23 protein-coding genes are annotated in these 24,776 nt (G+C 64.1%); 6 read left to right on the top strand and 17 right to left on the bottom strand.

Annotated features, from left to right (window positions below):
• Positions 1-82: 82 nt before the first annotated feature.
• Together clpA and clpS are read right to left on the bottom strand one after the other, a co-directional pair.
• Positions 83-2,488: an ATP-dependent Clp protease ATP-binding subunit ClpA gene (gene clpA / locus J2R78_RS33925; RefSeq protein WP_253608335.1), complete on the bottom strand. Its 2,406-nt coding sequence runs from the start codon at positions 2,486-2,488 to the stop codon at positions 83-85.
• 259 nt (positions 2,489-2,747) lie between these two features.
• Positions 2,748-3,080, bottom strand: a complete 333-nt coding sequence (gene clpS / locus J2R78_RS33920) for an ATP-dependent Clp protease adapter ClpS (protein ID WP_028336409.1) — start codon at positions 3,078-3,080, stop codon at positions 2,748-2,750.
• On the opposite strand from clpS, the gene J2R78_RS33915 reads away from it, so the two are divergent.
• Both J2R78_RS33915 and J2R78_RS33910 read left to right on the top strand, forming a co-directional pair.
• Positions 3,073-3,249, top strand: coding sequence for a hypothetical protein (locus tag J2R78_RS33915; protein WP_176936713.1), 177 nt, complete (start codon positions 3,073-3,075; stop codon positions 3,247-3,249). The two genes, clpS and J2R78_RS33915, sit on opposite strands and share 8 nt — an antisense overlap.
• 344 nt (positions 3,250-3,593) lie before the next feature.
• Positions 3,594-5,288 (top strand): TadE/TadG family type IV pilus assembly protein, encoded by a 1,695-nt coding sequence (locus J2R78_RS33910; RefSeq protein WP_253608334.1) that lies wholly within the window; start codon positions 3,594-3,596, stop codon positions 5,286-5,288.
• A 72-nt stretch (positions 5,289-5,360) separates the two neighbouring features.
• Here the strand turns inward: J2R78_RS33910 and J2R78_RS33905 are convergent, their stop codons facing one another.
• On the bottom strand, positions 5,361-5,699 hold the full coding sequence (locus J2R78_RS33905) for a phasin family protein (RefSeq protein WP_016844841.1): 339 nt from the start codon (positions 5,697-5,699) through the stop codon (positions 5,361-5,363).
• A gap of 423 nt (positions 5,700-6,122) precedes the next feature.
• On the opposite strand from J2R78_RS33905, the gene J2R78_RS33900 reads away from it, so the two are divergent.
• Positions 6,123-7,916 (top strand): serine hydrolase, encoded by a 1,794-nt coding sequence (locus J2R78_RS33900; protein ID WP_253608333.1) that lies wholly within the window; start codon positions 6,123-6,125, stop codon positions 7,914-7,916.
• A 238-nt stretch (positions 7,917-8,154) separates the two neighbouring features.
• On the opposite strand, the gene J2R78_RS33895 is transcribed toward J2R78_RS33900, so the two are convergent.
• The 4 genes from J2R78_RS33895 to J2R78_RS33880 all read right to left on the bottom strand — a co-directional run bounded on the left by J2R78_RS33895 (position 8,155) and on the right by J2R78_RS33880 (position 12,044).
• Positions 8,155-8,874 (bottom strand): DnaJ domain-containing protein, encoded by a 720-nt coding sequence (locus J2R78_RS33895; RefSeq protein WP_076834525.1) that lies wholly within the window; start codon positions 8,872-8,874, stop codon positions 8,155-8,157.
• An 84-nt stretch (positions 8,875-8,958) separates the two neighbouring features.
• Positions 8,959-9,699 (bottom strand): VWA domain-containing protein, encoded by a 741-nt coding sequence (locus J2R78_RS33890; protein WP_253608332.1) that lies wholly within the window; start codon positions 9,697-9,699, stop codon positions 8,959-8,961.
• 89 nt (positions 9,700-9,788) lie between these two features.
• Positions 9,789-10,730 (bottom strand): alpha/beta hydrolase, encoded by a 942-nt coding sequence (locus tag J2R78_RS33885; RefSeq protein ID WP_050999547.1) that lies wholly within the window; start codon positions 10,728-10,730, stop codon positions 9,789-9,791.
• Positions 10,731-11,120: 390 nt separating this feature from the next.
• On the bottom strand, positions 11,121-12,044 hold the full coding sequence (locus J2R78_RS33880; RefSeq protein ID WP_057020819.1) for a division plane positioning ATPase MipZ: 924 nt from the start codon (positions 12,042-12,044) through the stop codon (positions 11,121-11,123).
• Between the two features lie 280 nt (positions 12,045-12,324).
• Between J2R78_RS33880 and panC the strand changes: the two genes are divergently transcribed.
• Both panC and J2R78_RS33870 read left to right on the top strand, forming a co-directional pair.
• Positions 12,325-13,176, top strand: coding sequence for a pantoate--beta-alanine ligase (gene panC / locus J2R78_RS33875; RefSeq protein WP_028336416.1), 852 nt, complete (start codon positions 12,325-12,327; stop codon positions 13,174-13,176).
• Between the two features lie 141 nt (positions 13,177-13,317).
• Complete coding sequence (locus J2R78_RS33870; RefSeq protein WP_253608331.1) at positions 13,318-14,064, top strand: hypothetical protein; 747 nt, start codon at positions 13,318-13,320, stop codon at positions 14,062-14,064.
• A gap of 43 nt (positions 14,065-14,107) precedes the next feature.
• On the opposite strand, the gene J2R78_RS33865 is transcribed toward J2R78_RS33870, so the two are convergent.
• The 5 genes from J2R78_RS33865 to J2R78_RS33845 all read right to left on the bottom strand — a co-directional run bounded on the left by J2R78_RS33865 (position 14,108) and on the right by J2R78_RS33845 (position 17,348).
• Positions 14,108-14,548, bottom strand: coding sequence for a DUF1489 family protein (locus J2R78_RS33865; protein ID WP_028336418.1), 441 nt, complete (start codon positions 14,546-14,548; stop codon positions 14,108-14,110).
• 138 nt (positions 14,549-14,686) lie between these two features.
• Positions 14,687-15,634: a hypothetical protein gene (locus tag J2R78_RS33860; RefSeq protein ID WP_253608330.1), complete on the bottom strand. Its 948-nt coding sequence runs from the start codon at positions 15,632-15,634 to the stop codon at positions 14,687-14,689.
• A gap of 153 nt (positions 15,635-15,787) precedes the next feature.
• Positions 15,788-15,991, bottom strand: coding sequence for a hypothetical protein (locus J2R78_RS33855; RefSeq protein ID WP_018272021.1), 204 nt, complete (start codon positions 15,989-15,991; stop codon positions 15,788-15,790).
• 217 nt (positions 15,992-16,208) lie between these two features.
• On the bottom strand, positions 16,209-16,577 hold the full coding sequence (locus J2R78_RS33850; RefSeq protein WP_253608329.1) for a YidB family protein: 369 nt from the start codon (positions 16,575-16,577) through the stop codon (positions 16,209-16,211).
• A gap of 117 nt (positions 16,578-16,694) precedes the next feature.
• Entirely contained in the window at positions 16,695-17,348 is a 654-nt protein-coding gene (locus J2R78_RS33845; RefSeq protein ID WP_253608328.1) for a glutathione S-transferase family protein, read from the bottom strand.
• Positions 17,349-17,467: 119 nt separating this feature from the next.
• Here J2R78_RS33845 and J2R78_RS33840 point away from each other — a divergent pair, with 119 nt between their 5' ends.
• On the top strand, positions 17,468-18,145 hold the full coding sequence (locus J2R78_RS33840) for a DUF599 domain-containing protein (RefSeq protein ID WP_076834541.1): 678 nt from the start codon (positions 17,468-17,470) through the stop codon (positions 18,143-18,145).
• A gap of 193 nt (positions 18,146-18,338) precedes the next feature.
• Here the strand turns inward: J2R78_RS33840 and J2R78_RS33835 are convergent, their stop codons facing one another.
• From J2R78_RS33835 to J2R78_RS33815, 5 genes are all read right to left on the bottom strand, one after another.
• The gene (locus J2R78_RS33835) at positions 18,339-19,247 is read right to left on the bottom strand and encodes a hypothetical protein (protein ID WP_253608327.1); all 909 of its coding nucleotides are present in this window, start codon (positions 19,245-19,247) and stop codon (positions 18,339-18,341) included.
• Positions 19,248-19,452: 205 nt separating this feature from the next.
• Complete coding sequence (locus J2R78_RS33830; RefSeq protein WP_253608326.1) at positions 19,453-20,238, bottom strand: aldo/keto reductase; 786 nt, start codon at positions 20,236-20,238, stop codon at positions 19,453-19,455.
• A 63-nt stretch (positions 20,239-20,301) separates the two neighbouring features.
• Positions 20,302-21,633 (bottom strand): cytochrome-c peroxidase, encoded by a 1,332-nt coding sequence (locus J2R78_RS33825; protein WP_253608325.1) that lies wholly within the window; start codon positions 21,631-21,633, stop codon positions 20,302-20,304.
• 109 nt (positions 21,634-21,742) lie between these two features.
• Positions 21,743-23,389 (bottom strand): alkaline phosphatase family protein, encoded by a 1,647-nt coding sequence (locus tag J2R78_RS33820; RefSeq protein ID WP_256558989.1) that lies wholly within the window; start codon positions 23,387-23,389, stop codon positions 21,743-21,745.
• A 474-nt stretch (positions 23,390-23,863) separates the two neighbouring features.
• Complete coding sequence (locus J2R78_RS33815) at positions 23,864-24,748, bottom strand: alpha/beta fold hydrolase (protein ID WP_253608323.1); 885 nt, start codon at positions 24,746-24,748, stop codon at positions 23,864-23,866.
• Between the last annotated feature and the right edge of the window lie 28 nt (positions 24,749-24,776).

Here is a 24,776-nt window from a genome sequence, read left to right as displayed (position 1 = left end):
GCGCGGAGACGCGCCTCCCACCGCCAGAAACAAAAAGGCCGGCTGTTCAGCCGGCCTTTTCGTTTGGTTGTTCGCTCGCGCCTCAGACCTTGACCATCGGCCCCTTTGAGGCCGGCCCCTTGGTGCCGCCTCCGCCGCCGTTGGGACCGCCCTTCGGCGGCTTGCGCTTGCGCGGCGGCAGGTTCTCGGGCTTCGGCGTGACCGGGCCCTCGACATATTCGAAGCCGATCTTGTCCTTGGCAGTCGCCTCGTCCTTGACCAGGATGACGCGGACGTGTCCGCCGCCCTTGAGCTGACCGAACAGCACCTCATCCGCGAGCGGCTTCTTGATGTGTTCCTGGATGATGCGCGCCATCGGACGTGCGCCCATCTGCTCGTCATAGCCGTGCTCGATCAGCCAGGCCTTTGCAGGCTCGGACAGCTCGATCGTGACGTCGCGGTCGGCGAGTTGCGCCTCGAGTTGCAGCACGAACTTCTCGACCACCATGCCGATCACCTCGGCATTGAGGTGCGCGAAGGAGACGATCGCATCCAGCCGGTTGCGGAACTCCGGCGCGAACTGGCGATTGATCGCCTCGTGATCGTCGCCTTCCCGCTTCGAGCGGGTGAAGCCGAAGGCCTGCCGCGCAAGATCGGCCGCGCCGGCATTCGTGGTCATGATCAGGATCACGTTGCGGAAGTTGACCTGCTTGCCGTTGTGGTCGGTGAGCCGGCCATGATCCATGATCTGCAGCAGCACGTTGTAGAGATCCGGGTGCGCCTTCTCGATTTCGTCGAGCAGCACGACGCAATGCGGATGCTGGTCCACGCCATCGGTGAGCAGGCCGCCCTGGTCGAAACCGACATAGCCGGGAGGTGCGCCGATCAGGCGCGACACGGTGTGCCGCTCCATGTATTCGGACATGTCGAAGCGCAGCAGCTCGACACCGAGCGACGCCGCCAGTTGCTTCGCCACCTCGGTCTTGCCGACGCCGGTCGGACCCGAGAACAAATAGCTGCCGATCGGCTTCTCCGGCTCGCGCAGGCCGGCTCGCGCCAGCTTGATCGACGCCGCCAGCGACTCGATCGCCTTGTCCTGACCGAACACCGTGCGCTTCAAGGTCTGCTCGAGATGCTTCAGCACCTCGGCATCGTCCTTCGACACGCTCTTCGGCGGGATCCGCGCCATGGTCGCGATCGTGGTCTCGATCTCCTTGATGCCGATCGTCTTCTTGCGCTTGCTCTCGGCGACCAGCATCTGCGCCGCGCCGGACTCGTCGATCACGTCGATCGCCTTGTCGGGCAGCTTGCGGTCGTGGATGTAGCGCGACGACAGCTGCACCGCCGCCTCGATCGCCTCATTGGTGTATTTCAGCCGATGGTAATCCTCGAAATAGGGCTTCAGGCCCTTGAGGATCGCGATTGCGTCTTCCACCGTCGGCTCGTTGACGTCGATCTTCTGGAAGCGCCGCACCAGCGCGCGGTCCTTCTCGAAGTGCTGACGGTATTCCTTGTAGGTGGTCGAGCCCATGCAGCGGATCGTGCCCGAAGCCAGCGCGGGCTTCAGCAGATTGGACGCATCCATCGCGCCGCCGGAGGTGGCGCCGGCGCCGATCACGGTGTGGATCTCGTCGATGAACAGGATGGCGTTCGGATGCGCCTCCAGCTCCTTCAGGACCTGCTTGAGCCGCTCCTCGAAATCGCCACGGTAGCGGGTGCCCGCAAGCAGCGTGCCCATGTCGAGCGAGAACACGGTCGCGGCCGCCAGCACTTCCGGCACATCGCTGTCGACGATGCGCTTGGCGAGGCCTTCGGCAATCGCGGTCTTGCCGACGCCGGCTTCGCCGACGAACAGCGGGTTGTTCTTCTGGCGGCGGCACAGCACCTGGATCGCACGGTTGATCTCGGCATTGCGGCCGATCACCGGATCGATCTTGCCGTCGCGCGCCTTCTTGTTGAGGTTGACGCAGTAGGTCTCGAGCGCCTCGCCCTTCTTCTTGGCGTCCTCGTTGCCCTTGGCCTCGGTTTCCTCGTCGACGCCGCGCACCGGCCGCGCCTCGGACACGCCGGGCCGCTTGGCGATGCCGTGGCTGATGTAGTTGACGGCGTCGTAGCGCGTCATGTCCTGCTCCTGCAGGAAGTACGCGGCATGGCTCTCGCGCTCGGCGAAGATCGCGATCAGGACGTTGGCGCCGGTCACTTCCTCGCGACCGGACGACTGGACATGAATCACTGCGCGCTGGATCACGCGCTGGAACCCGGCGGTCGGCTTCGCGTCATCGGCGCCGTCAGTCACCAGGTTTTCGAATTCGGTCTCGAGATAATTAACGAGGCTGGTCCTGAGCTTGTCGAGATCGACGCTGCAGGCCCGCATCACAGCCGCCGCATCCGAGTCATCGATCAGCGACAGCAGCAGATGTTCGAGCGTCGCGTATTGATGGTGGCGCTCGTTTGCGATCGCCAACGCACGGTGCAGCGATTGTTCAAGGCTTTGGGAAAAAGTTGGCATTCGCGTCCTCTATGGCCCCCTGCCATCATGATCGCCATTACCGGGTCAGGCAATAACAACCTTCGTGATCGCCTTTGATATAGTTACGACGGATCGTGGCGAAAGACCGGTCCCGCGATGATGGTTTTCTTCTAAATTCGGGGCATCGGGGCGTCGCGCGGCGACGCCCGTGATCGTACGGGAACGCCGTTCACCACCATCAAAAACCGCGATGCAAGACCCGTTCCGCGCCTCGCGGCAGGTCAGTCGTTCCAGCGACCTATTTCTTTTCCATCACGCACTGCAGTGGATGCTGGTGCTTGCGCGCGAAGTCCATGACTTGCGTCACCTTGGTCTCGGCGATCTCGTAGGTAAAAACGCCGCACTCGCCGATCCCGTGGTGATGAACGTGCAGCATGATCTTGGTCGCCGCCTCGGCGTCCTTGTTGAAGAATCGTTCCAGCACATGAACGACGAACTCCATCGGCGTGTAGTCGTCGTTCAGGATCAGGACGCGGTACAGGTTCGGCCGCTTGGTCTTCGGCTTGACCTTGGTGATGACCGAGGTCGACGGGCCGCTGCCCGCCCCATTGCGGTTGTCGTCATTGTTCATTTTCGGCGCCGGCGCGGCGGCCACCGCCGGCATCGACGAAACCGGCTCGGAAATCGGGACTGTCAACGTGGATCGCAACATGGCTCAGGCGTTCGAATTCCCCAAGGGAAGCCGGATGGCGGGAAACCGGATGGCAATTGGATGGTGGTCGCGATTGCCGCAAGACTGATCGCGGAACCCCCAGCAATGCTTTCCAGATTGCCGCTCCCGGTCCGATCCGGCGGCCGGATCGACTTCCCGAATATGGGCCTCGCGAGGCCCTGCCGCAAGCGCAGACCCGGCGCGGCCCACCGGTCCGATTCCCGGCGCGGCAACCCTCGAAGGTTAATCATTTCTGCCCGATTTGACAAAGGAGCCGGGCCGCCAATTTAGACGTCATTGAGGATAGCGAGCGCTTTTGCCCGGCTTTTGAGCCTCCCCCGCGCCACCCTGCCGGGTTTCCCGCGCCCGATTCACCATCTGTTTAGCGGCGCCGGTCGAGATGCCACCGCAATCCATTTCGACGAGAGTGCCATGCTTGGTTCAGCCATTTCCGATCGCGTCTGTGCGGTTGCTCGCCGGTTCTCCAGGGCAAATAACGGCAATGTCGCGGTGATCTTCACCTTCGCAATGCTGCCGCTCCTCGCTTTCGTGGGAGCCGCGATCGACTATACCCGCGCCAACAACGCCCGCTCCGCGATGCAGGCGGCGCTCGATTCGACCGCGCTGATGCTGTCCAAGGATCTGACCATGGGCAACATCACGGCCGCGGACATCCCGAGCAAGGCGCAGACCTATTTCACGGCGCTTTACACCAACAAGGACGGCCAGGGCATTTCCGTCACGGCCAACTATACCACCCCGACCTCTGGCGCGGCGGCCAACATTCTGCTGGGCGGATCCGGCCACATCAAATCCGATTTCATGCAGCTGGCCGGTTTTCCGACGCTGGGTTTCAAAAGCTCGACGACCACCACATGGGGCAACACCCGTATGCGTGTCGCGATGGTGCTCGATAACACCGGATCAATGGCCCAGAACGGCAAGATGGCAGCACTCCAATCCGCTGCCAAAAGCATGATCGATACGCTGTCGACGTACAACAAGCAGACCGGCGATGTTTATATTTCGATCATTCCGTTCTCGAAGGATGTGAATGTTGATCCGTCGAATCTGAACCAGTCTTGGTTGAATTGGACGGAGTGGGAGGGTGAGCCGCCGATTCTCAAGAACAACTATCCGAGCGGCTGGAACACGATCCAAGCAGGATCGGATTGCCCGTTCACGAACAAGACGCACGGCTTTACGTGCACGGACCGGCCAGCGACCGTGAGCGGTGCCCGAAGCACGAGCACAATCCCCTCGAGCGGCACGTATGCAGGTTACATCTGCCCCAGCATGGACAGCGGCAGAAAGCTACCCGGCAAGACCAGCATCTACTACAACGGGTGCTACACGACTGTTACCGTGCCGGGCACGACCGTGGCTTCCGGCTCCGGCGCAAGCTGCGGCTCGACCAGCAATTGCACCTGCTCCGGGAGCGGCAGCAGCAGAGTCTGCAGCACGCCGACGACGTATTCTCACCTCTGGCGCGGCGACGGTACCACCGCGACCGCGGCAGCCGCACCCAGCCACAGCACGTGGACCGGCTGCGTGAACGATCGCGATCAGGACTACGATACGAAGAATACGGGCCCCTCCTCCGGCAGCGGGACGCCGTCCACGCAGTTCTATGCCGAGCAGTTCGCGGATTGTCTTCCCGGCACGGTGACGCCAATGAGCAACCAGTGGAGCACGCTCAAAACCCAGATCGACAATATGTATCCAAGCGGCAACACCAATCAGGCGGTGGGGCTGGCGTGGGGATGGCTGTCGCTGAACACCGCAAACCCGCCGATCACGGCACCGCCGAAAGAGAGCAACTACGCATACAAGGACTATATCGTCCTGCTGTCCGACGGACTGAACACCCAAAACCGGTGGAGCACGACCCAGTCGGACATTGACACTCGGCAAGAGTTGCTGTGTTCGAACGTCAAGGCCGATCCGACCAGCAGCATCACAATCTTCACGATTCAGGTGAACATCAACAACGCGGACCCGAAATCGCAGGTGCTGCAGGATTGCGCGACCGACGGCAACTTCCAGATGATCACGTCAGCCGGTCAGACGGCTGACGCCTTTCAGAATATTCTCACGCAGATCTCGAAGCTGCGGCTGGCCAAATAGTCGCCCACCTCAGGCACAACAAAAAAGCCCGGCCAAACGGCCGGGCTTTTCGCTTGTCTTGGTCCGCTGCGCTTACTGAGCGGCGGGCGCGAACTTGGAGACCAGGCCCTCATAGGGCTTGAAGGTCTGCTTGGCGCAGTCGCTGTACAGCCCGGCGATCTTCTGCGATTCCGCAACGAAGGTCTCGTAGGACGAGCGCAGGTACTCGGTCTGCGCCTCGAGCGCCTTGTCCAGCGACTTCACGCCCGACAGCTTCTCGACGAACGACTTGGTGTCCTCAAAGGACTTCTTGGCATAGTCGCCATAGGCGGTAGCGATGGCCTGAACGCCGCTCTGCAGGTTGTTCGCCGACGCGGTGACCGACTCGAAATGCTCTTTGCCGTAGTTCTGAATGTCTTCGATCTTGACCATGGATGGAATTCCTTTTCCCAGACTTGAAGGCGCAAATTCCCATTGCCGGGAAGCTCCCGGCCCCCTGACGCCGATAGCCATATCGCATCGCACAATAGAGTCAATGAATATTGTGCATCGCACAATCACACAGCCCCGAATCTCCGGCATTCGCGATAAACCCCGGGGGACTACGCAACGGTTGCTTAATCTTTTGGAAACTCGGTCCGCCTAACCTGATTCCCGGACTTTGTTCGCCTTCCGACAGACAGCCTCGAAAGCTGTTTGTGAACAACACCTTAGCTAGAAGAGCGACCTGAGCCGCCACGTGGGCCGATGGTTCTGCCCGAAGTGGTTTGTTGCGCAGGCAAGGATCGATGGCCGCTGGGCACAATTTCGCCTCACGAGCCAGTGATCTAGATAGAAATTGGGACGGGGAAGTAGATGCTTCGAACAACCTTGGCCTCCTCGCGGGCGCTGCGAGTTGGCGTTCTTGGGCTCGTGACCGTCACGACGGCGATCCTGATCACGAGTGATAGCGCCGAGGCGCGCCGTCACCGGCGCCACTACGCCCGTCACCACCACAGCCAGGAAGCGCGCGAGAGCTACAGCCCGCAATTCGCGTCGATCATCGTCGACGGCAACACCGGTTCGGTGCTGACCGCCACCAGTCCCGACGGCCTGCGCCACCCCGCCTCGCTGACCAAGATCATGACGCTCTATCTGCTGTTCGAGCGCCTCGATTCCGGAAAGATGAAGCTCGACACCGAAATGCCGGTGTCCGAGCACGCCTCCGAACAGGACCCGACCAAGCTCGGCCTGCGGCCCGGCTCGACCATCAAGGTCGAAGACGCCATCAAGGGCCTGGTCACCCGCTCCGCCAATGACGCCGCGGTCGTGATCGCCGAGGCGATCGGCGGCAGCGAAGACGATTTCGCCCGGATGATGACCCGCAAGGCCCGCGCGCTCGGCATGAGCCGGACCGTTTATCGCAACGCCTCCGGCCTGCCCAACGATGAGCAGGTGACGACGGCGCGCGATCAATCGACCCTCGGCCGCGCGATCCAGGACCGCTTCCCGCGCTATTACCGCTACTTCTCGACCTCGGTGTTTAACTTCCGCGGCCAATCGATCCGCAACCACAACCATCTGCTCGGCAACGTCGAGGGCGTTGACGGTATCAAGACCGGCTACACCCGCGCGTCCGGCTTCAACCTCGTGACCTCGATGCGCCGCGGCAATCGCTTCCTGGTCGGCGTGGTGCTTGGCGGCCGCAGCGGCGGCTCGCGTGACGCCATCATGCGCAACCTGCTCGCCGAGAACGTCGCGAAGGCCGCGACCACCCGCACTGCCGCAGCGATCACCGAACGCAATCCGGCCGACGCCAATGTCGAGGTCGCCGACGCGGATAATGCGCGTGCGCCGGACACTTCGCCGGTCGCGGCATCGGAGCCCGCCTCTGCAGCTGCCGCGATCCAGGCGCCGCGCCCGGCCAGCAAGCCCTCGCTGATGGCGGCGGCCGCTGCCGCGCTGCCGCCGCTTCCGGCCAAGCCGGAGCCGCAGGCCAAGCCCGAGCCGGCGCCGCTGACCTCAGGCGTGATCCAGACCCAGCCGATCGCCGCGATCCCCGGCTCGGCTGAACCGATGAAGCCGGTCAAGGTGAAGACGGTGCAGGTCAAGGCCGGCCAGATCAAGCTCGCCGCGGCCGGCCCCGCGCAGTCCGCGCCTCCGATCACCAACACGATCCCCTCGCGCGGCGAGGTCCCCGAGACCTCCAATGCGATGATGGCGCGGGCCGCCGAGACCTCGAGGCCGGAAATGCCGCCGCAGCCGGCCAATTTCGGCACCGGCAACGGCATCCTCGGCGTGCTGCCGGCCTCGGCCGTCCATGCGCCCGCTACCCCGGCGCCGCAGGCCGTGGCGTCGATCGAACCTGCAACCCGCAGCGTGCAGGCCGCCCCGCCGACCAGCGCGGCCAAGCCGAGCGCCGCGCATACCGGCTGGATCATCCAGGTTGGCGCGCTGGAGTCCGAGGGCGAGGCCAACAAGCGCATCGACCTGGCGCGCAGCTCCGCTCGCGGCCTGCTCAGCAAGGCGGATCCGTTCACCGAGGTGGTCGCCAAGGATAATCGCAAGCTCTATCGCGCCCGCTTTGCCGGCCTCGAGCGCGATCAGGCCGAGGCGGCTTGCAAGACGCTGAAGCGCGCCGAGATCTCCTGCATCACCGTTCGCAACTGATCGTCAGCGTCGGCTGATTTCAAACGGCCGGCGCCGCGAGCGCCGGCCGTTTTGTTTTTGCCGCCGCGAAAACAGCCGGCCGGCCGCGCGCGGCGCAACCATGAAACTTCTCGTCAAGATTTTACGGTTAAGTTTTCCCGAAAGAGCGATCGGCCACGCCGGACAGCGGCGGGCCAACGGGGCATCAATCAGAAACGGAAGGCAGCTCTCGGCTGTGGCGTTGGTAGCGTAGCCGGAGTTAGAGATGCGTGCGAAGCAGAGTGTCCTTGGCCTCGTTCACACGGGCCGCGAGGTACGTCGAGCCCCCCTGGTCGGGATGGAGTTTCTTCATCAGGGTACGGTGAGCCCGGCTGATGTCGTCGCGCGTCGCTCCCGGCTGCAGGCCAAGGATCTGATAGGCCTCCTCGTTCGTCATTTTGCCGCCCGACGCCGCACGGCCCTGCCCCCGTGCCCGGTCGCCCTGTGCGTCCTGACGCCAGGCGGGAAAGCGGCGGTCCAGATAGCTTTCAAGTAGCGCGACGCTCTCGGCGTCGAAGCTCGGGACCATCGCCAATAGCTGCGACAGGTCGAACTCATCGAGCATGCGGCCGGCCTGCGGTCCGGCCACGATCTGGCCCCTGAGCACGCCGCTGCCGTGATCGAGGGTCATATCGAGATATTGCGAGCGCACCCGCGAGCTTTGTCCCTGGCTGCGCGAACCGCCGAACATACCGCCGAGATTGGGAAATCCGGTGCTTCCGAACGGCGACCAGCCGAGCAGTCCGGCGCCGAAAATGCCGAGCGGAATTGCCACCGCCAGTTCGCCCCGCACGCCGGTAAAGGCCGCGACCGCCAGCGCGAGCACCCCGCCGCCGATCTTGATCGCGCGCGCAAGCACGGCGGGATTGGCCGCACGGAACATCTGCAGCGCGGAATAAAGGACGACAACGGCGATGACGCCGGCGATCAGCGTTGGCATGTCGGGAATATAGGCGGCCCGGCGGCAAAAAGCATGCGAAGCTTCGTCTCACCGGCATCAGGCGGAGCCTGACGCGACGCGGCGCTATTTCATCTGGCCGATCAGCTTCGCCGCGCCGCTCGTCGTCTTCGCCAGTTGCAGCAGCGCCTCGCGGCCGCCGGCGGCATAGGCTGCGGCGGCACGCAGCAATTCGCGGAGCTGGGCGGCCGCGCCGGGATCGAACCTGCACCAGGCGCCGCCGGTCAGTCGCGCGATCTCGCGAAACGTTTGCTCGGCGGTCGCATCCCTGCCCTCCTGGAACATGAAGACCGGCACCTTGAGCAGGCCGAGCTCACCGGCTTTGGCGCAGAGATCGTCGGCGCTCTCCTCCATCGCGTCGCCGACGAACACCAAGGCGCGCACCCCTGCCTCGACCGCTTCGCGACGCGTCTCGGACAGCACCTTGCCGATCTGGGTGTTGCCGCCCTGGCAATCGATCTTGCTCATCAGCCGCGCGAGCTGCGCGCTGTCGGAGATCCAGCCCGACGCACGGCATTCATTGAAGCCGCGATAATAGACGAGGCGGATATCGAGACTGCCGAGCGCGCCGGCCTCGCGGAACATGTCCGCCTGCAGCGCGCACGCCATGTCCCATGTCGGCTGCCGGCTCATCGTGGCGTCGAGCGCGAACACCAGCCTGCCGTGGGCGCCGGCGCGATGCGGCGACATCGCCCGCGCCTTGGCGACGAATGCCGCGATGTCGTTCGCGCTGGATGCCGGCACGCCAGGCGCATGGGCCGGGCGTACATCGCTTCCGGATGTCGGTTTGATCGTCTTGCCGGCCATCAGCGCTTGCCTCGTACAGCAAACACTATGTGGGCCGCGGCAGTGGATTGGTCAACTTGACCGGCGAGCCTCGATCGCGGGCCGCCCGGTCAATTCGTGACCGACGGATCCTTCTTCGTCTCGGTCTTGGTCAGCGAGAGCGACTTCTTGAGCTTATCGGTCAAGGTCTGAGGTTTCTCGACCGGCACGTAGAGCGAGACGGGACCGGGCTCCAGAATCTTCGGCGGCGCATTCCTGGTGTCGACCGGCGCGACAGCGCTGTCGGTGTCGGCGAGGAATTTATCGAGCATGGCCTGGATCGAGTCCTTGGCCTTCTCGGGCCCGGTGTCACGCATGTCGTTGTGCTGGAAGTTGGTGTTCACCACGGTGATGCCGGCCTTCTCGCATTCGTCGGCATCGGGAACGACACCCGGATCCGGCTTGAACTGCGAGTCATGCGAACGGAATGACAGGATCTTGAACTTGCCGTCGGTCATGAACGGCACGCGCAGATTGTCCAGCGTCACCACCTTCTTGATCTCGTCCGGATACTGCTTGGCGAAATACATCGCGATGTCGCCGCCATTGGAATGGCCGACCATCGTCAGCTTGCTGTAGTCCGCGTTCGGCTGGCGCTTCTTCATCTCCTCGATCGCGAACTTGATGTTGGTGATGCCGCGCTGGTACTGCGGCAGGCGGCCGACATAGAGCTCACCGACCTTGGTCACCATCGGTCCGTCCGACGGCAGGTCGTTCTGAATGCTGATGGTCAGATAGCCGCGCGCCGCGAACACGTTCGCGAGGAAGGAATATTCGGTGAATTTGACGGTATTGCCATGATTGAGGATCGCAACCGGCAGCGTGATCATGCCAGCGTCGGCCTGCATCTCCTTGTCGAAGCGCACGGCAACGTCGACCGCGACCGGCCGCTCATCGCGCGTCGGGTCCTTGAACATGAGAGTTTCGTGACGGATCGCCCACTTGCTCGCGGTGAAATAGGCCGCCGTGATCACCACGGAGAGAGAAAGCAGAACGAGAATTCCACGCTTCATGACGTCCTCGAGGTGCCCGCCTTTTCAGGGCTATTCTTGGCCGGAGACTCTTCGGCCTCCTTTTGAGAATATATGTCACAGCGCTGTGACAGGAAGTCTAAAAGTTGGGACTTCGCAGCACGTTCATTGTGCGGTGCACACAACCTTTGTGCATTCGCTTCTGGCGCCATGGCTCTGCGGCACGATAATACCTCAAGACCAACCGACGGGGAGCGGAAACGCGGCTGGCTTGGGAAAACCGGATCTGGCCAGCTTTGTTCCGGCATATTGGCGACGGAGTGGCCGAAAACCCCGCAAGACTACCGTACTTCTGGACGGGCCAGGAAGTGACGATAGTCACTTCCTGGACGCCCGACGCCCTGGAACCTGCCAGAAGGAGTGCCCGGCGGTCTAGCTGCCGATGATGTCGTCGACTTCCAGCGGCTTGTCGACCTGGCTGAACCATTCGGCCCGGTTGGCGGCCCTGCGGCGGCCGCGCTCGTCGAGCGGCAGCTTGAGCTGGCGCAGCAGGCTCATCACCTCCTCGCGGGCGGTGACGTGACCGAGGCTCGGGCGGGTGCCGAGCGTCGCCTCGTCGATGTCGTCGAGCGCCGTCAGCCCGCGCGGGAAGAATTCGCGATAGACCACCCGCTCGGCAAAGCCGTCGACCGCACGGAACCCGAGCCGCAGCGAGAGCTGTTTCAAGCCGTCGGCCACCAGCTGCTTGTTGCGCGAGCCGAGCATCGAGAGCCGGTTGCGCACCACGATCCAGTCGGTCGAGGCGCCATCGAGCTGGCGGCGCTTGCGTCTGGTGTCGCGCACCATCTCCGCATAATGGCTCTCGCCGGTCACCGCATAGGTCGCGGGATCGACGGTGCCGAGCACGTCGAAATCGAGGAAGCTGTCGTTGATCGGGGTCACCAAAGTGTCGGCCATCGAATGCGCGAGCCGCATCAGGTAGCTGTCCGCGCCCGGGGTATCGATGACGATGAAATCGCAGGCGCGTTCCACCGCGCTCACAGCGGCCATGAACTGCTGGAATTCCGCGTTCTCGTTCTCCTCGATCTGCATCGTCTCGCCGTACTTGATGCAGTGGTGTGCCGGGAGCTCGAGGTCGAGCCCGGTGCGTCGCGCCCAGGCCTGGCGATTGCTGATGTAGCGGGTGAAGCTCTGCTGGCGGCAGTCGAGATCGATGCTGGCGACGCGTTGCCCGGCCTTCAGCAGCGCGACGGCGATATGCAGGGCGGTGGTCGACTTTCCCGATCCACCCTTCTCGTTGCCCAGCACGATGACATGTGCGGAGCCGGATTGACCCTGACGAGCCTGCACCAACATGATTCAAATCCCCGCAATGATCTTCAAAGCGAGCGCCGCTGCGGTCAAGTGAAATGCATCGCTGCGACAGGAAATCGATTGCGGCCGTGCTGATGAATCGATCAAGCAAGACTGCTGCGTCGATCGGCGGCTTTGATCCGCGCACGTTCGAGATCGTGTAAGGCTTATCGGCCGGTTTGCCGATCGTGGTTCGGACTTGGTAAGCTGCGTGACCTGCCGAACGCCAACCCGTCCCGCCCAGATTCGTTCCCACCCGGATTGCCCCACGAGCCGAGACCAGATGCCGAGAAATCCCACCGTCGTCCGTACCGTCCCCGCCCTTCGTCGCGCCGTCGACACGCTGCGCGCCAAGAAGGCAACCGTCGCGCTGGTCCCAACCATGGGAGCGCTCCATGACGGCCATGTGTCGCTGGTGCGGCTCGCCAAGCGCCGCGCCAAGCGGGTCGTCGTCTCGATCTTCGTCAACCCGACCCAGTTCGCGCCGACCGAAGATTTCGGCTCCTATCCGCGCACCTGGAAAGCCGACGTCGCCAAGCTCGCCGCCGAGGGCGTCGACCTGATCTGGCATCCCGAGGTGAAGGCGATGTACCCGGACGGCTTCGCCACCAGGATCGTGCCGGAGGGGCCGGCCACCGCCGGGCTCGAGGATCGCTTCCGGCCGCATTTCTTCGGCGGCGTCGCCACCGTGGTCGGCAAGCTGTTCACCCAGGTCCGGCCCGACGTCGCGATCTTTGGCGAGAAGGACTTTCAGCAGCTCCGGGTCGTCACTCAGATGGCCGCGGACCTCGACCTCGGGGTCAAGGTGATCGGATCCAAAACGGTGCGCGAGCGCGACGGTCTCGCGATGTCGTCACGCAACGTCTACCTCTCGCCGGAGGAACGGCGCGCCGCCCCTGAGCTTCACCGGGTGATGAAGCAAACGGCCGGCCGCCTGCGCGCCGGCGAGGATACCGCGACCGCAATGGCTGACGGCGCCGCGGCGATCACCAGGGCCGGCTTCGTGCTCGATTATCTCGAAGTGCGCCACGCCGCCTCCCTGGCGCCGATCGGCTCGCTGAAGGACGGCCCGATGCGGATGCTGGTGGCGGCAAAGCTCGGCAGCACGCGCCTGATCGACAATATCGCGGTCTGAGACCGGACCGGAAAAGTGTGAAACGGTTCATGCGCAGAGAGGATGCGAGCCTGTAATGAGGGCTCGGCCTCATCTGTGCGGCCGGGTGCTTGCGCCACGCTCGCGACGCATGGATGATCGCGCCTTTCAAGGGCGATCGGAATGAACCATTACTTCAGGCAAGGCATTGTTCTTGGCATCGCGCTGCTGGCCGCGGCTGGGGCGCAGGCACAGACCCGGCCGCCGGTCGGCGGCGTCAATTCGGCGCCCGGCGCCATGATCTTCTACGTCGCGCATGGTGCGCCTGATGCCTGCGGCCCCGGCTGCTCGGACTGGATCGCGGCCGAAGGCGCGGTGCAATGGGACACCTACAAGCGCCTGCTAGCGATCCTCGACCGGCAGAACGGACGCAAGCTGCCGGTGGTGATCAATGTCAAACCGGGCTCCGACCTCACCGTCGCTGCCAGCCTCGGTCGCATCCTGCGCGGTCGCGGCATCGATGCGGCGGTGGCGGCAACCGAGGTCGAGGCATGCAACGGAAAACCCGAGGAGGAATGCTTTGCACTGAAGCGGCCTGGCGGCCCGCTGGATGCGAAGGAAAAGCTCTCCGGTGTGCCCTGCGAGCTTGCATGTGTATTGATGCTTGCGGGCGGCGTGCATCGTAACCTGCCGCCCGGCAACCGCGTCATCCTGACCGCAAGGATGCAGATCTACGACCGGCTTGCACCCAACGTCTCTGCCGAGCACCGCGAAGGCCTTACCACAATCTTCACCGATCAGTTCCGGAGATATCTCAGCGAGATGGGGATCGGCCATGAACTGTTCGACGTCACCGCCGACAGGGCGGGTGGCCGTTATGTCGAGGTCCCGGCCTCAGAATGGGCTCGGCTGCATCTCGTGACCCAGTGATCCCGGATCACTGCCGTTCGATTGCTCAGAGCAACCCGATTGCTTACAGCAAGCCGAGGTCGCGCAACTCGCGGCGCATCGGCTCGGGCATCGATGCCACGCTGGCGGCGCTCGACTTGGTGAGATCGGCCGGCGCGGAGTCTGCGGTCAGGTAGCGCCAGCCCTGGAACGGCCGCATCGGCCGCGGCGAGACCGCGATCACCTTGGGCTGCATCACCAGCCGGCAGCGTCCGATGCCGTCCTTGTCGCGGAACGGCTCGATGGCGATGATCTTCTCGCGCGCGGCGATCTCGCCGCGGATCACCCAATAGAGCGAGCCGCCGGCAAGGATCTCCTCCTCGCGCTTCGGCGTCATCCGCGTGATGTGGACGTGACGGAGCGGCAGGCCCTTTTTCTTCGCGGTCGCCATCCGTTCGGCAACCCAGCCCTTGAGTTCCTTGACGGAGTCGCAACCGACGGCGAGCTTGATGAGATGAAGCGGCATGCGCCGGATGTAGCGGCCGGCGAGCGCTTTGAAAAGGGAGCGCTCTCCGCGGCGGTGGATATCGGGACTAGAGCGCTTTTCGAGCCAAACGAAGCCGGAACAGCGCAACGACGGCGGCTCAAGCCGCCGTCATCACGCTCATTGCTCGTTCGCAGCCGCCGGTGCGCTGGCGGCGGCAGGAGGCGACGCCGGCGCGGCCGGGGCCGGCGCGATCTGGACCGGGCGCTTCGCCGCCGGCGGACGCTTCGGGGCTGCGGCGGGCGGCGCGGCGGCGCGCGCGGCCGGCGCTGGTGCGGCGGCGGCCGGCTTTGCCGGCTCGGGCGTCATGATGCTGACCGGCGGCGTGTTCGCTGAGCTCGGAAACTCCGCATTGGTCGGCTTGCCGGTGGGCAACGACTGCGGCAGCGCCGCGACCAGGCCGGAGGCAGCCGATGCCTGGGCGCCGGCCGGCGCGTTCCACGACCCTGCGTAGCGCGTGATCAGGTTCTCGTAGGTCCGCTCGTTCATGTTGGCGATGATCTGATGGTTGTCGCCGAGCGAGCGGAACGCGGGGCACGCGGTCGGCGTGCAGTGGTCGCGCGCCATCAGCGCATAGGCGACCAGGCCGTAGCGGTCATGCTCGATGGCGCGGCGCAGCGCCTGCAACTCGGTGGTCGAATTGCGCTCGGCGGTCGCGAGGTCGCCCAGCGCGGTCAGGCGCGAGACCTGCGCCGCCGCGTAGCTGACCGCCGCCGCGGCCGTATCCGATGAACCGAACAGCACCTTCTCGCAGGCGTTGAGAACGGCGTCTCCGGCGAGGTCGTCGACGCAGGCCAGCGCCGGCACCGTCTGGCTGGCCAGTTGCGCCGTCCGTGTCTCGGCCGGCGCCGCCTGCCCGCCCGGGCCGAAGCCACGGATCGTCGCGGCGACCGCAACCGCGATCGACAGCAGCGTGATCACGGTCAGCGCGCCGTTGGCGACGGATTTTTCCGCACGCAGCAGCGTGACCAGAACGACGATCCCAAAGAACCCCGCAGCGGCCAGCGTCAGCCACATCGGGAAGGTCGGTGAGCGCCAGATCTGATCCAGCGAGGAAGCCCAGTTCATGCGCGATGTCCCTCAACGCAGCGTAAGCACAATCGGCGACGGCGAACGCCGCCACCCCGACGTCCAACCTTCAGCACAATGGTTCTGCGAACAGGGCCTTTTGACGGCGGCGGCGCGGAACCCGCTCCAGCCTCCGGCTTGCGCACAACTCCTTCAGGACAGCGCGAGCTGACTCTCCTTGGCCACCCGTTCGAAAGCTTCGGTCGAGCTCTTGATGCGATATTGGCAATCATCACCGTCGGTCGGCAGCAGACGGATCACTTGATAGGTGCCGCTCGCGGCGGGGCGCGCCACGTTGCTGGCCGTGAAATAGACGGTCTCGCCAATCGAGTACTTATGCTTCAACGCCCTCTCCATTTTCTTAGAGATTGCTGGCTGAGCTGACAGTCCCGATAGCTCAGGCCGGCATTTTGAGAACCCTGCGGCAAGCTAGCACATCGCACCTCCCCAAATCCAGCAAGATTGGGGCATAGCGAAGGTGCGATTTTGCAGGTTTTTCAGGGCGATAGGCAGCAATTTGCGTGCCAGCCGGAAATTGCCCACCGAGCCCGGTTGGAACCCTGATTCCACCGGCTCAAGCGGTCTGCGGCAGCTTGCCGCCCGGGCTCGCGCCGTCGACCGCAGCCGGAAGTTGTTGGGCGAGCACCTTGGACAGCTGGTCCACCGGAATGTTGAACCTGGCGGCGAGCTGCTTGACCGTGTCGCTGCCGAGCACCTGCTGGAGCTGCTCAGCGGTGATCGGCAGGTTCTTACCGGTACCGATCCAGGATTTGACCTGCTCGCCGAGCCCGGCCTGCTCGAGCTTGGCGACGATCGCGGACAAGCCGCCCTGCCCGCCATTGCCCAGGACCTCGCCGAGCACGACGGGGATCACCGCCGCGCCAAGCTGGCCAAGCATGCCTTTCAGCTCCGGCGAATTCTCCAGGGAATCGAGAATGCCCATGGTCTAAGTCCTTTCACGACTTGCAAAACCAGCCTTCCGGGATTCGACGCCTTCGGCCCCGCGGCGTCAAGCCGCGATCTTTGCGACCGCTGTCACAATTCGGAAGCGCAGCAACCGTCAGACATCCTCGAATCGGGCGATCCGCAGCGTCTCGGCAACGCCGTCGCGGGTCCATTCCTGGAACGCCGGAAGCTGCATCATGGCATCGACATAGTGCTGCACTTCGGCCTTCACCGGGATCGCGTAGGTGCGGAAGCGATGCACCACGGGCGCGTACATCGCATCGGCCGCGGAGAATGCGCCGAACAGGAACGGACCCCGCTTGCCGTAGCGCGCATGGCACTCGGCCCAGATCTCCTGGATCCGCGCCACGTTGGCGCGCGCATCATCGGAGAGCGCAACGGCGCGGATCGGCCGGTGCAGGTTCATGCCGCATTCGTTGCGCAGCGGCATGAAGCCGGAATGCATCTCCGCCGAGATCGCGCGGGCATGCGCGCGCGCGGCGCGATCCGCAGGCCAGAGCTTCGCCTCGGGAAATCTCTCGGCGAGATATTCGATGATCGCCAGCGAATCCCACACCGTGACGTCGCCATCGATCAGCGTCGGCACCTTGCCGGCCTTGCTGAAAGATAGGATGCGGTCCTTGTCGACCTGGTCCGTGTAGAGCGGAATGAAGACCTCTTCGAACGGGATGTTGTTGGCGCGCAACGCCAGCCAGGGCCGCATCGACCATGACGAATAGTTCTTGTTGCCGATGACGAGCTTGAGCATGTCCGGGAATCCTGTTGCCTCGGTAGTTTGCCATAGTGCATTGCACGCGTTCAACCTGTACATGACGCGGATGCGGCCCGGCGCGGACAGTCAGCCGCGCGCTCACGAAGGAAGGCAACATGACCGGCTATTGGACCGACATCCTGGCCGTCGGCTTCTTTGCGCTGGAATGGCTGGTCTACGCCATCACGCTGGAGCACACCGCGTATGGACGCGACAGCCTGTCGGCGCGGATGCACGTCTATCGCGAGATCTGGGTGCGGAATCTGCTCAACCGCGACGCACGGATGGTCGACATGCAGATCATGGCGAGCCTGCAGAACGGCACCGCGTTCTTTGCCTCCACCAGCCTGATCGCCATCGGCGGCGGGCTGGCGCTCTTGCGTGCCACCAATGACGCGCTCGCCGTGCTCGGCGCGCTGCCGGTCAACCTCACGCCCTCGCCCGCTTTGTGGGAGGTCAAGTGCATCGGGCTGATCCTGATCTTCATCTACACCTTCTTCAAATTCGCCTGGGCCTATCGCCTGTTCAACTATGTGGCGATCCTGTTCGGCGCGATGCCGCCGGCCGACCAGCGCGATACGCCGGAGGCCGAGGCCCATGTGATCCGCACCACGCGGCTGTTCGAGACGGCGGGCCGGCACTTCAACCGCGGCCAGCGCGCGTTTTTCTTCGCCCTCGGTTATCTCGGCTGGTTCGTCAGCCCCTGGGTGCTGTTCGTCACGACAGCCGCCGTCGTGATCGTGATCTGGCGCCGGCAGTTCGCCTCGAATGCCTGGCAGGCGATGGGAAGCTGACGCGACGGTCGAGGCCGTGCTGCGCTCCCTCTCCCCGTTCTTACGGGGAGAGGGTTGGGGTGAGGGGCTGTTTCCGCATCGACGGAGAGAGACGCGTTCGCGGAGACTCCCCCTCACCCGGATTGCATCTGGCGATGCAATCCGGCCTCTCCCCGCACGCGGGGCGAGGCCGAGTGCGCCGCTCGTCCCTGGTCTACGACGCGAAATCGCGCGGGCTGAAATCGAGGTCGAGCACCTTCCATTCGCCATAGCGATCCCGCGGCAGCATCGCATAGGGCTGGCAGGCCTGCAGCGCATCGGTCGCGCTCTTCAGCAACAGCGGCCCCTTTTCCGAGGCGGTGGCTTCGATCAGCAAGGGTGACGCGGCGAGCTTGCCGTCAGGCTTCATGAACACCCTGAGCTTGATCTTCACGTCGTCGCCCGCGCTCAGCGTCGGCGGGAGCTTCAGGCAGGTCTTCAGGTGACGGCGGAATTCGGCAACCACGCTCGAGCCGACATCGGCCTGCTCGGTGGCGGCCGCGTCGAAATTGTCCTTGCCGGGTCCGGGGCCGGACGGCGCGCTGGCTGGCGGTTTCACGGAGATATCGGGCGGCAGGCCGAGCATGACGTTGTATTTGACCGAAAGATCAGGCTCGGGCTGCGCATAGGCAGGCGGCGACGCTGCCGCCTGTTGCTGCGCCGCTGGCTGGGGCATCGGTGGCGTTTGCTGTGCCGGCGTGGGCGGCGGCTCGGCCGCGGCACGTTGCGGTGCCGGGCTGGGCTTGGGCGCCGGCGGCGTCGCCTGCTTCTCCGGCGGCTGCGGCGCGGCCTGCTGCTTCTGCGGCGCGGGCGCCTGCGCCGATGGTTCGGGCTTGGCCGAATCCACCGGCTTATCGAGCGACGGCAACTGCAACTCGGGCGTCGGCGACGGGCTCGGTGCCGGTTCGGGCTTGGTCTCGACCTCGGACTTGGCGACCTCCTGCGGCGTCACGATCTCGACCGGCACCGTGTCAGCGGCAACGGGATCGAATTGATGGACCTCCGAATAAAGGAAAATCAGCGCGAGCAGCATCAGGTGCACGAACACCGACGCCATCAGATCCGCGTTTGGCCGAAACTTCATCCCACTCGATCACATCAGTGACGTCTCTCCCCGCCGGGCTACAATACCGGCCGGAACCCGCCTGCCTCAATCCCCATTCGGTCCAAAGCCGCAATCGGCCAGCGGGGCATTAGCATGATCCGGATCAGGACCCAGCCATTTTTCCAAAACTTGATGCTTTCCAAGACTTGATGCTCAGGCAAAGACCCATGCATCGCGGGGCTCATCATCGCGCGTCAGCGCTCCCGATCGCCGAGATCTCGCGCATGTCGTCAACCGACAGTTCGAAATCGAAGATGTCGATGTTCTCCTGAAGACGTTCGAGCTTCGAGGTACGCGGGATCGCGGAGACATTCTGCTGCACCAGCCAGCGCAGGCTGACCTGGGCAGCGGTCTTGCGATAGCGGTCGCCGATCCGCGCCAGCGCGCGGTCGCCCTTGACCCGTCCCTTCGCGATCGGGCTGTAGGCAACGAACGCCATGCCGTGGCGTCGACAGGCCTCGATCACATTGGCCTGGTCGAGATAGGGATGGTACTCGACCTGGTCGCACGCCAGCGGCTCGGGACATGCCGCCACCGCCTCCTCGATCAGCGCCACGTTGAAATTCGAGACACCGATATGCCGCGCCAGGCCCGCCTGCCTGACCCGCGCCAGCGCGCCGAGCGTCTCGGCAAGCGGCACCTGTGCATTGGGCCAGTGCAGCAACAACAGATCGACCTCGGTTAGGCGCAGCCGCGCCAGGCTCTCCTTCGCCGACCGTTCGAGATCCTTCGCCATGAAATGCGTGGTCCAGACCTTGGTGGTGACGAACACGTCGTCGCGCTTGATGCCGGAGGCACGCAGCCCCTCGCCGACTTCGCGCTCATTGTCATAGATCTGGGCGGTGTCGATGCGGCGATAGCCGAGCCGCAACGCCTGCTCGACGATGCGGGCGCAGGTCCGCCCGCGCAGCTCCCATGTGCCGAGCCCGATTGCCGGGATCCTGGCACCGTTGCCTTCGACGACATTCATGCGCTCATTATGCGCGCATGACGAGGCCCTGCCAACTCGCAGTTCGGTTCCGCGATGGAACGTTCACCGCTCCGGCTGGTAGCCGTCGGTCAACGTCTTCAGGAAGGCGACAATGTCGGCCTCGTCCTGCGCCGTCATCGCGGGCGTGTCGCCGAGATGGCGCTCGAACGGCGGATCGCTGACGTCGACATTGCCGTGATATTTCTCCGGCAGGTCATCGTACTTGCGCACCGTGCCGTCGGCGCTGCGCGGAAAGACCTTCTCCGGATTGGTATCGCGGAAGTTATAGAAGTCGAGCACCTGCTCGAGGCTCGTGAAGACACCGTTGTGGAAGAACACGCGACGCGTTGCCGTGTTGCGCAAGGTCGGCGTCAGAAACATCCCGCAATATTGCGTCTGCTCGGCAATGTCGGTGCGGTACGGACCGCAGACCCCGAGATCGAAATGATCGGGATCGCGGTTGCCGGCGAGCGCGGCGTTGCGCGGCGCACCGAGCGCCTCATATTGGTGATCGGTGAACAGCGGCGGCAGATCGTCCCGGGTCGGCTGCGACGTATGGCAGCCGCCGCAATTGGCCTTGTCCGGATCATTGAACAATTGCAGGCCGCGCAATTCGCTCTCGTTCAATCGCGCCCTGCCCTCCAGCCAGTAGTCGAACTTGCTGGTGTAGGGATGGAAGCTCGGCTCCTCCACCTGATAGCGCGCGACGGCAAACATCGCCTCCGCGACCAGCAGCCGCGTATTGTCGAAGACACCGGCGCCGAACAGCTCGGCGAAGCGCGGCGCGTAGCTCGCCTGGCGCAGCTTCTGCGCCACGATTTCGATGCTGCCGCCGTCCATCTCGTTGGGATCGAGCAGCGGGAAGATCGCCTGGTCCTGCAGCGTATCGGCGCGGCCGTCCCAGAACAGTCCGCCCTGCGGCACGATGTTGACCGCCGACGCGGCAGTCCCGGTCGCGACCTTCTTGGCGCGCGGAGCCTGCTGGCCGAGCGCGGCCAGTTGCGCGAAGTCGACGACATTGTCGTCTTCGTCCTTTTCCGGCCCGATGCTGAAATTCGGCTGCCGCTCGAGATAGGTCAGGCCCGGCACGGCGCGTGTCCCTTGCCGGGATTGCGCGGGCCCGCCGAGCATCACCGGCCCATCATTGGGTGGCCCGTAGGCGTGGTCCGGACTGTGACAGGACGCGCATGACAATGCGCCCGACGAGGACAGCGACGCGTCGAAAAAAATCTTCTGGCCGAGCTGCGCCATGGCGGACAGCGGAGCAACAGGCGGACGCCTGAGCTGCACCGGGTTCGGATTGGTCCCCGGAAGTCCCTGCGTCTCGACGGCCGCAACGGCGCCGGCCATGCACAGCAGGCCGGCGCCGAGAAGCCACAAGGTGCGGCCATTCATATCAGATCCAGTGTCGTTAAGCGTTTTCGCGCGAACTGGAGACCAGTTCGCGCGAGCAGAACGCGTCAGGGCAGAGCTTCGGTTCTGATTGGATCAGAACCGAAGGGCGTTAGTGGTGATGGTGATCGTCCGGCGCGCTGACGATGACGGTGCCGGCGGTCGGATCGAGAAACAGCGTGTCCTGCCGGTACTCGTGGTCCTGGCCGTGGCCGCGCTCGAAGTCGAACATGTCGGCGATCGATTCGACGTTGTCGTCGAACGAGCCGCCGCCGAGACGCTGGCCGTGCAGCCAGTTGTCCTCGATGAAGCGAACGACGGAGGCCTGCGAGATGCGGGTGTGGCTGACGTAATTCCGCTTGGCGAAGGGCGAGATCACCAGGAACGGGACACGCGTACCGGGACCGCAGCGGCCGTTTACCGGCTGGCCGTTGAGGCCGTTCGGCGGCGTCTGCCTGCCGATACCGCGACCGCACTGGCCGGGACCGTTGACCTGGTCGGCGGTGGGATCATACGAGGCGCTGATCGGTGCAAGGTACTGGTGGTCGTACCAGCCGTCGGAGTCGTCATAGGTGATGATGACGGCGGTCTCGCCCCACTCCTTCTGCTTCTGCAGGAAGTTGATCAGCTCGACATTGCCGGCCTGCTCATCGAGCGGATCGGAGTTGCCAGGATGACCGTCCTGATAGGCCGGCATCTTGATGTAGGAGACGGCCGGGAAGTTGCCGGCCTTCACCGAAGCATAGAAGTCCTCGAGATCGTAGGCATGATTGGCCGGATCGAGCGTCTTGCTGCCGGGCATATAGGAGTGTCCGACCGCATTCACCGAGCTCGGTCGCGCATGGGTCGGGTTCGCGGTCGACTTGTAGTACTGGAACCAGGCGTGGTGCGGGATGTAGTCCACGACGGTGCCGTTGACGTTGCTCGAGAACGTGCTGCGGCCGCAGTTGGTGGTGCCGTTGCTGTTCTTGAGCGTCAGGTCGAAGCCGCCCATGAAGCTGCCCCAGCTGATCTGCTCGGCATTGAGCAGGTCGCCGATGTTCTTGCTGGTCATCAAGACCTGGCTCGTCGTGCTCGAGCAGGCATCGTAGGCAGGGTCGGTATCACCGATGAGCGTCAGGCCGCCCTGGCCGTCGGCGATCGACGATGACGAGCCGACGATGTTCTGCGCGCCGTTGGTCTGGCCGGACACGACCTCGAGCGCGCCGGGCGTCGACGGACCAAAGGTGTCGGTCCAGCTGTTGTCGCTCATCGCGAAGTTCTGGGCGTAATTCCAGAACGCGGTGACGGTGTTGCCGTCGAAATAGCCCATCACCTGCCCGTTGGTGCCGAACGCGCCGACGCCGCCGGCGGTGCCGCGACCGGTGAATTTCGGAAACAGGTCTTCCTTGCCGTTGTCGACCGCCTGCTGCTCGGGCGTATAGGCGTGGTTCTGCGACTTGGTGTTGGCCTGGGTGCGGTCGAGGCGGAACGGATTGGTTGCGCCGGTGCCGTTGGCCGGATTGGTGTTCGGGTTATTGGTCAACAGATTGGCGCTGGCGAGATTGTTGACCTTCGGCGTATGCGGCTTCGCCGTGAACGGAATCGAGCCGGTCGGGTTGGTCGCAACCGGGTAGGTTGCGAAGTAGTGATCGAACGAGCGGTTCTCGTTGAAGATGACGACGAGATGCTTGATCGGCGTTTGGGTGTGGATGTCGTGCGGATGATGATCGTGGCCGTTATTGCCCTTGTTGTCGTCCTGAGCGGCGGCGCTGCACATCACCGCAGCGGCAGCAACCAGACAGACTCCGACCGTCGAAAGAAATTTGGCTTTCACCGTAGTGCCCCTTTTTATTTTTAAGGATTTATGACGTCGACCTGCGACAAGTTATCCACCACCGATGACAGCGCTGTGTCGGTCGAATGAATGCGACGAACGATGATGCGCGCTCATGTCCGCATCGGTTGCAGATATCGGGGGACCAATCTTTGCGCGCATGACAGACGCCCTCCTCTTCCGTCTCACGCGATCGGCTATCTGTGGACGCGGTTTCGGTCACAAGACATGGAATTGAACGGATCGCGTTGGAGATGACTGCAGCAGTCAGCAATCATGCGAACAGGTTGTGCACCGCCGGCTGTCGCGGCTTGCTCACGCCCGAAAAAAATCCGCGCCTTCCGGGGATGTGTCCCGAAAAGCGCGGATGCTTGGTCTGGTGGCGGATGAAGGCCGCGATTCAACTCGGCGTGAAGCCTACCCCTTCATTCCCGTGATCGAAGCACTGACCGCGCGCGGATCGCGCTGCGGCCAGCGGCCGCTCTCGACCTGCGCCAGGAATTCGCCGACGATCCGGTTGTATTCGTCGGGCTCCTCGATGTTGATGGCGTGGCCGCAGTTCGGCATCACCGCGAGCGCGGCCGACGGGATGCTCTGCTTCATCAGGATGCCCGGCAGCAGGCAAGGCCAATCCTCGTCGCCGGTGATGATCAGCGTCGGCACCTTGATCCGCTTCATCTCGTCGACCAGCGTGTAGAGCGAAGGGCGCTCCTTCTGTACGCCCTGCTGGGTGTTGGCCGATCCCACCGCCGAATGCTCGGCCAGCATGGCCTTGAACTCGGCATGGCCGCGCGGGTCCTTGTTCTCGTACTGCACGCGGGTCGGCCCGTAGGCGTAGCGCTCGGCGAAGGTCGGAATGCCCTCCTTGCGGATCATGCCCGCGATCACGTCGGCCTCGGCGCGAAACGTCTCGCGCTTATCGAGCTCGGCGCCGTAGCCGCAGCCACCGATGCATAGCGACAGCGCCCGATCAGGGTGACGTAATCCGAAATGCAGCGTCGCAAAGCCGCCCATCGACAGACCAACGATATGCGCCTTCGGCGCGCCGATGTGATCGAGCACGGCCAGGATATCGTCAGCGGCGCGCGCCTGCGAATAGGACGAGACCTGCTCCGGTACATCCGACGGCGGAAAGCCGCGCGCATTGTAGGCGATGGTCCGGAAGCGCTTGCCGAAGTGCCGCATCTGCGGCTCGTAGCTGCGCAGGTCGCCGGCGAACTCGTGAACCAGGATCACCGGATGCCCCGATCCGGTCTCCTCGAAATAGAGCCGCACTCCGTCGTCTGTCACAGCATAGGGCATGTTGATCTCCTGCCTTCTCTCTTTGCTT

It is taken from the genome of Bradyrhizobium sp. USDA 4538, assembly GCF_024171045.1.
In the GTDB taxonomy this organism is placed as follows: Bacteria; Pseudomonadota; Alphaproteobacteria; order Rhizobiales; family Xanthobacteraceae; genus Bradyrhizobium; species Bradyrhizobium australafricanum.
Note: the sequence above shows the minus strand (reverse complement) of the source record. Positions and strands in the feature narration are given on the sequence as shown.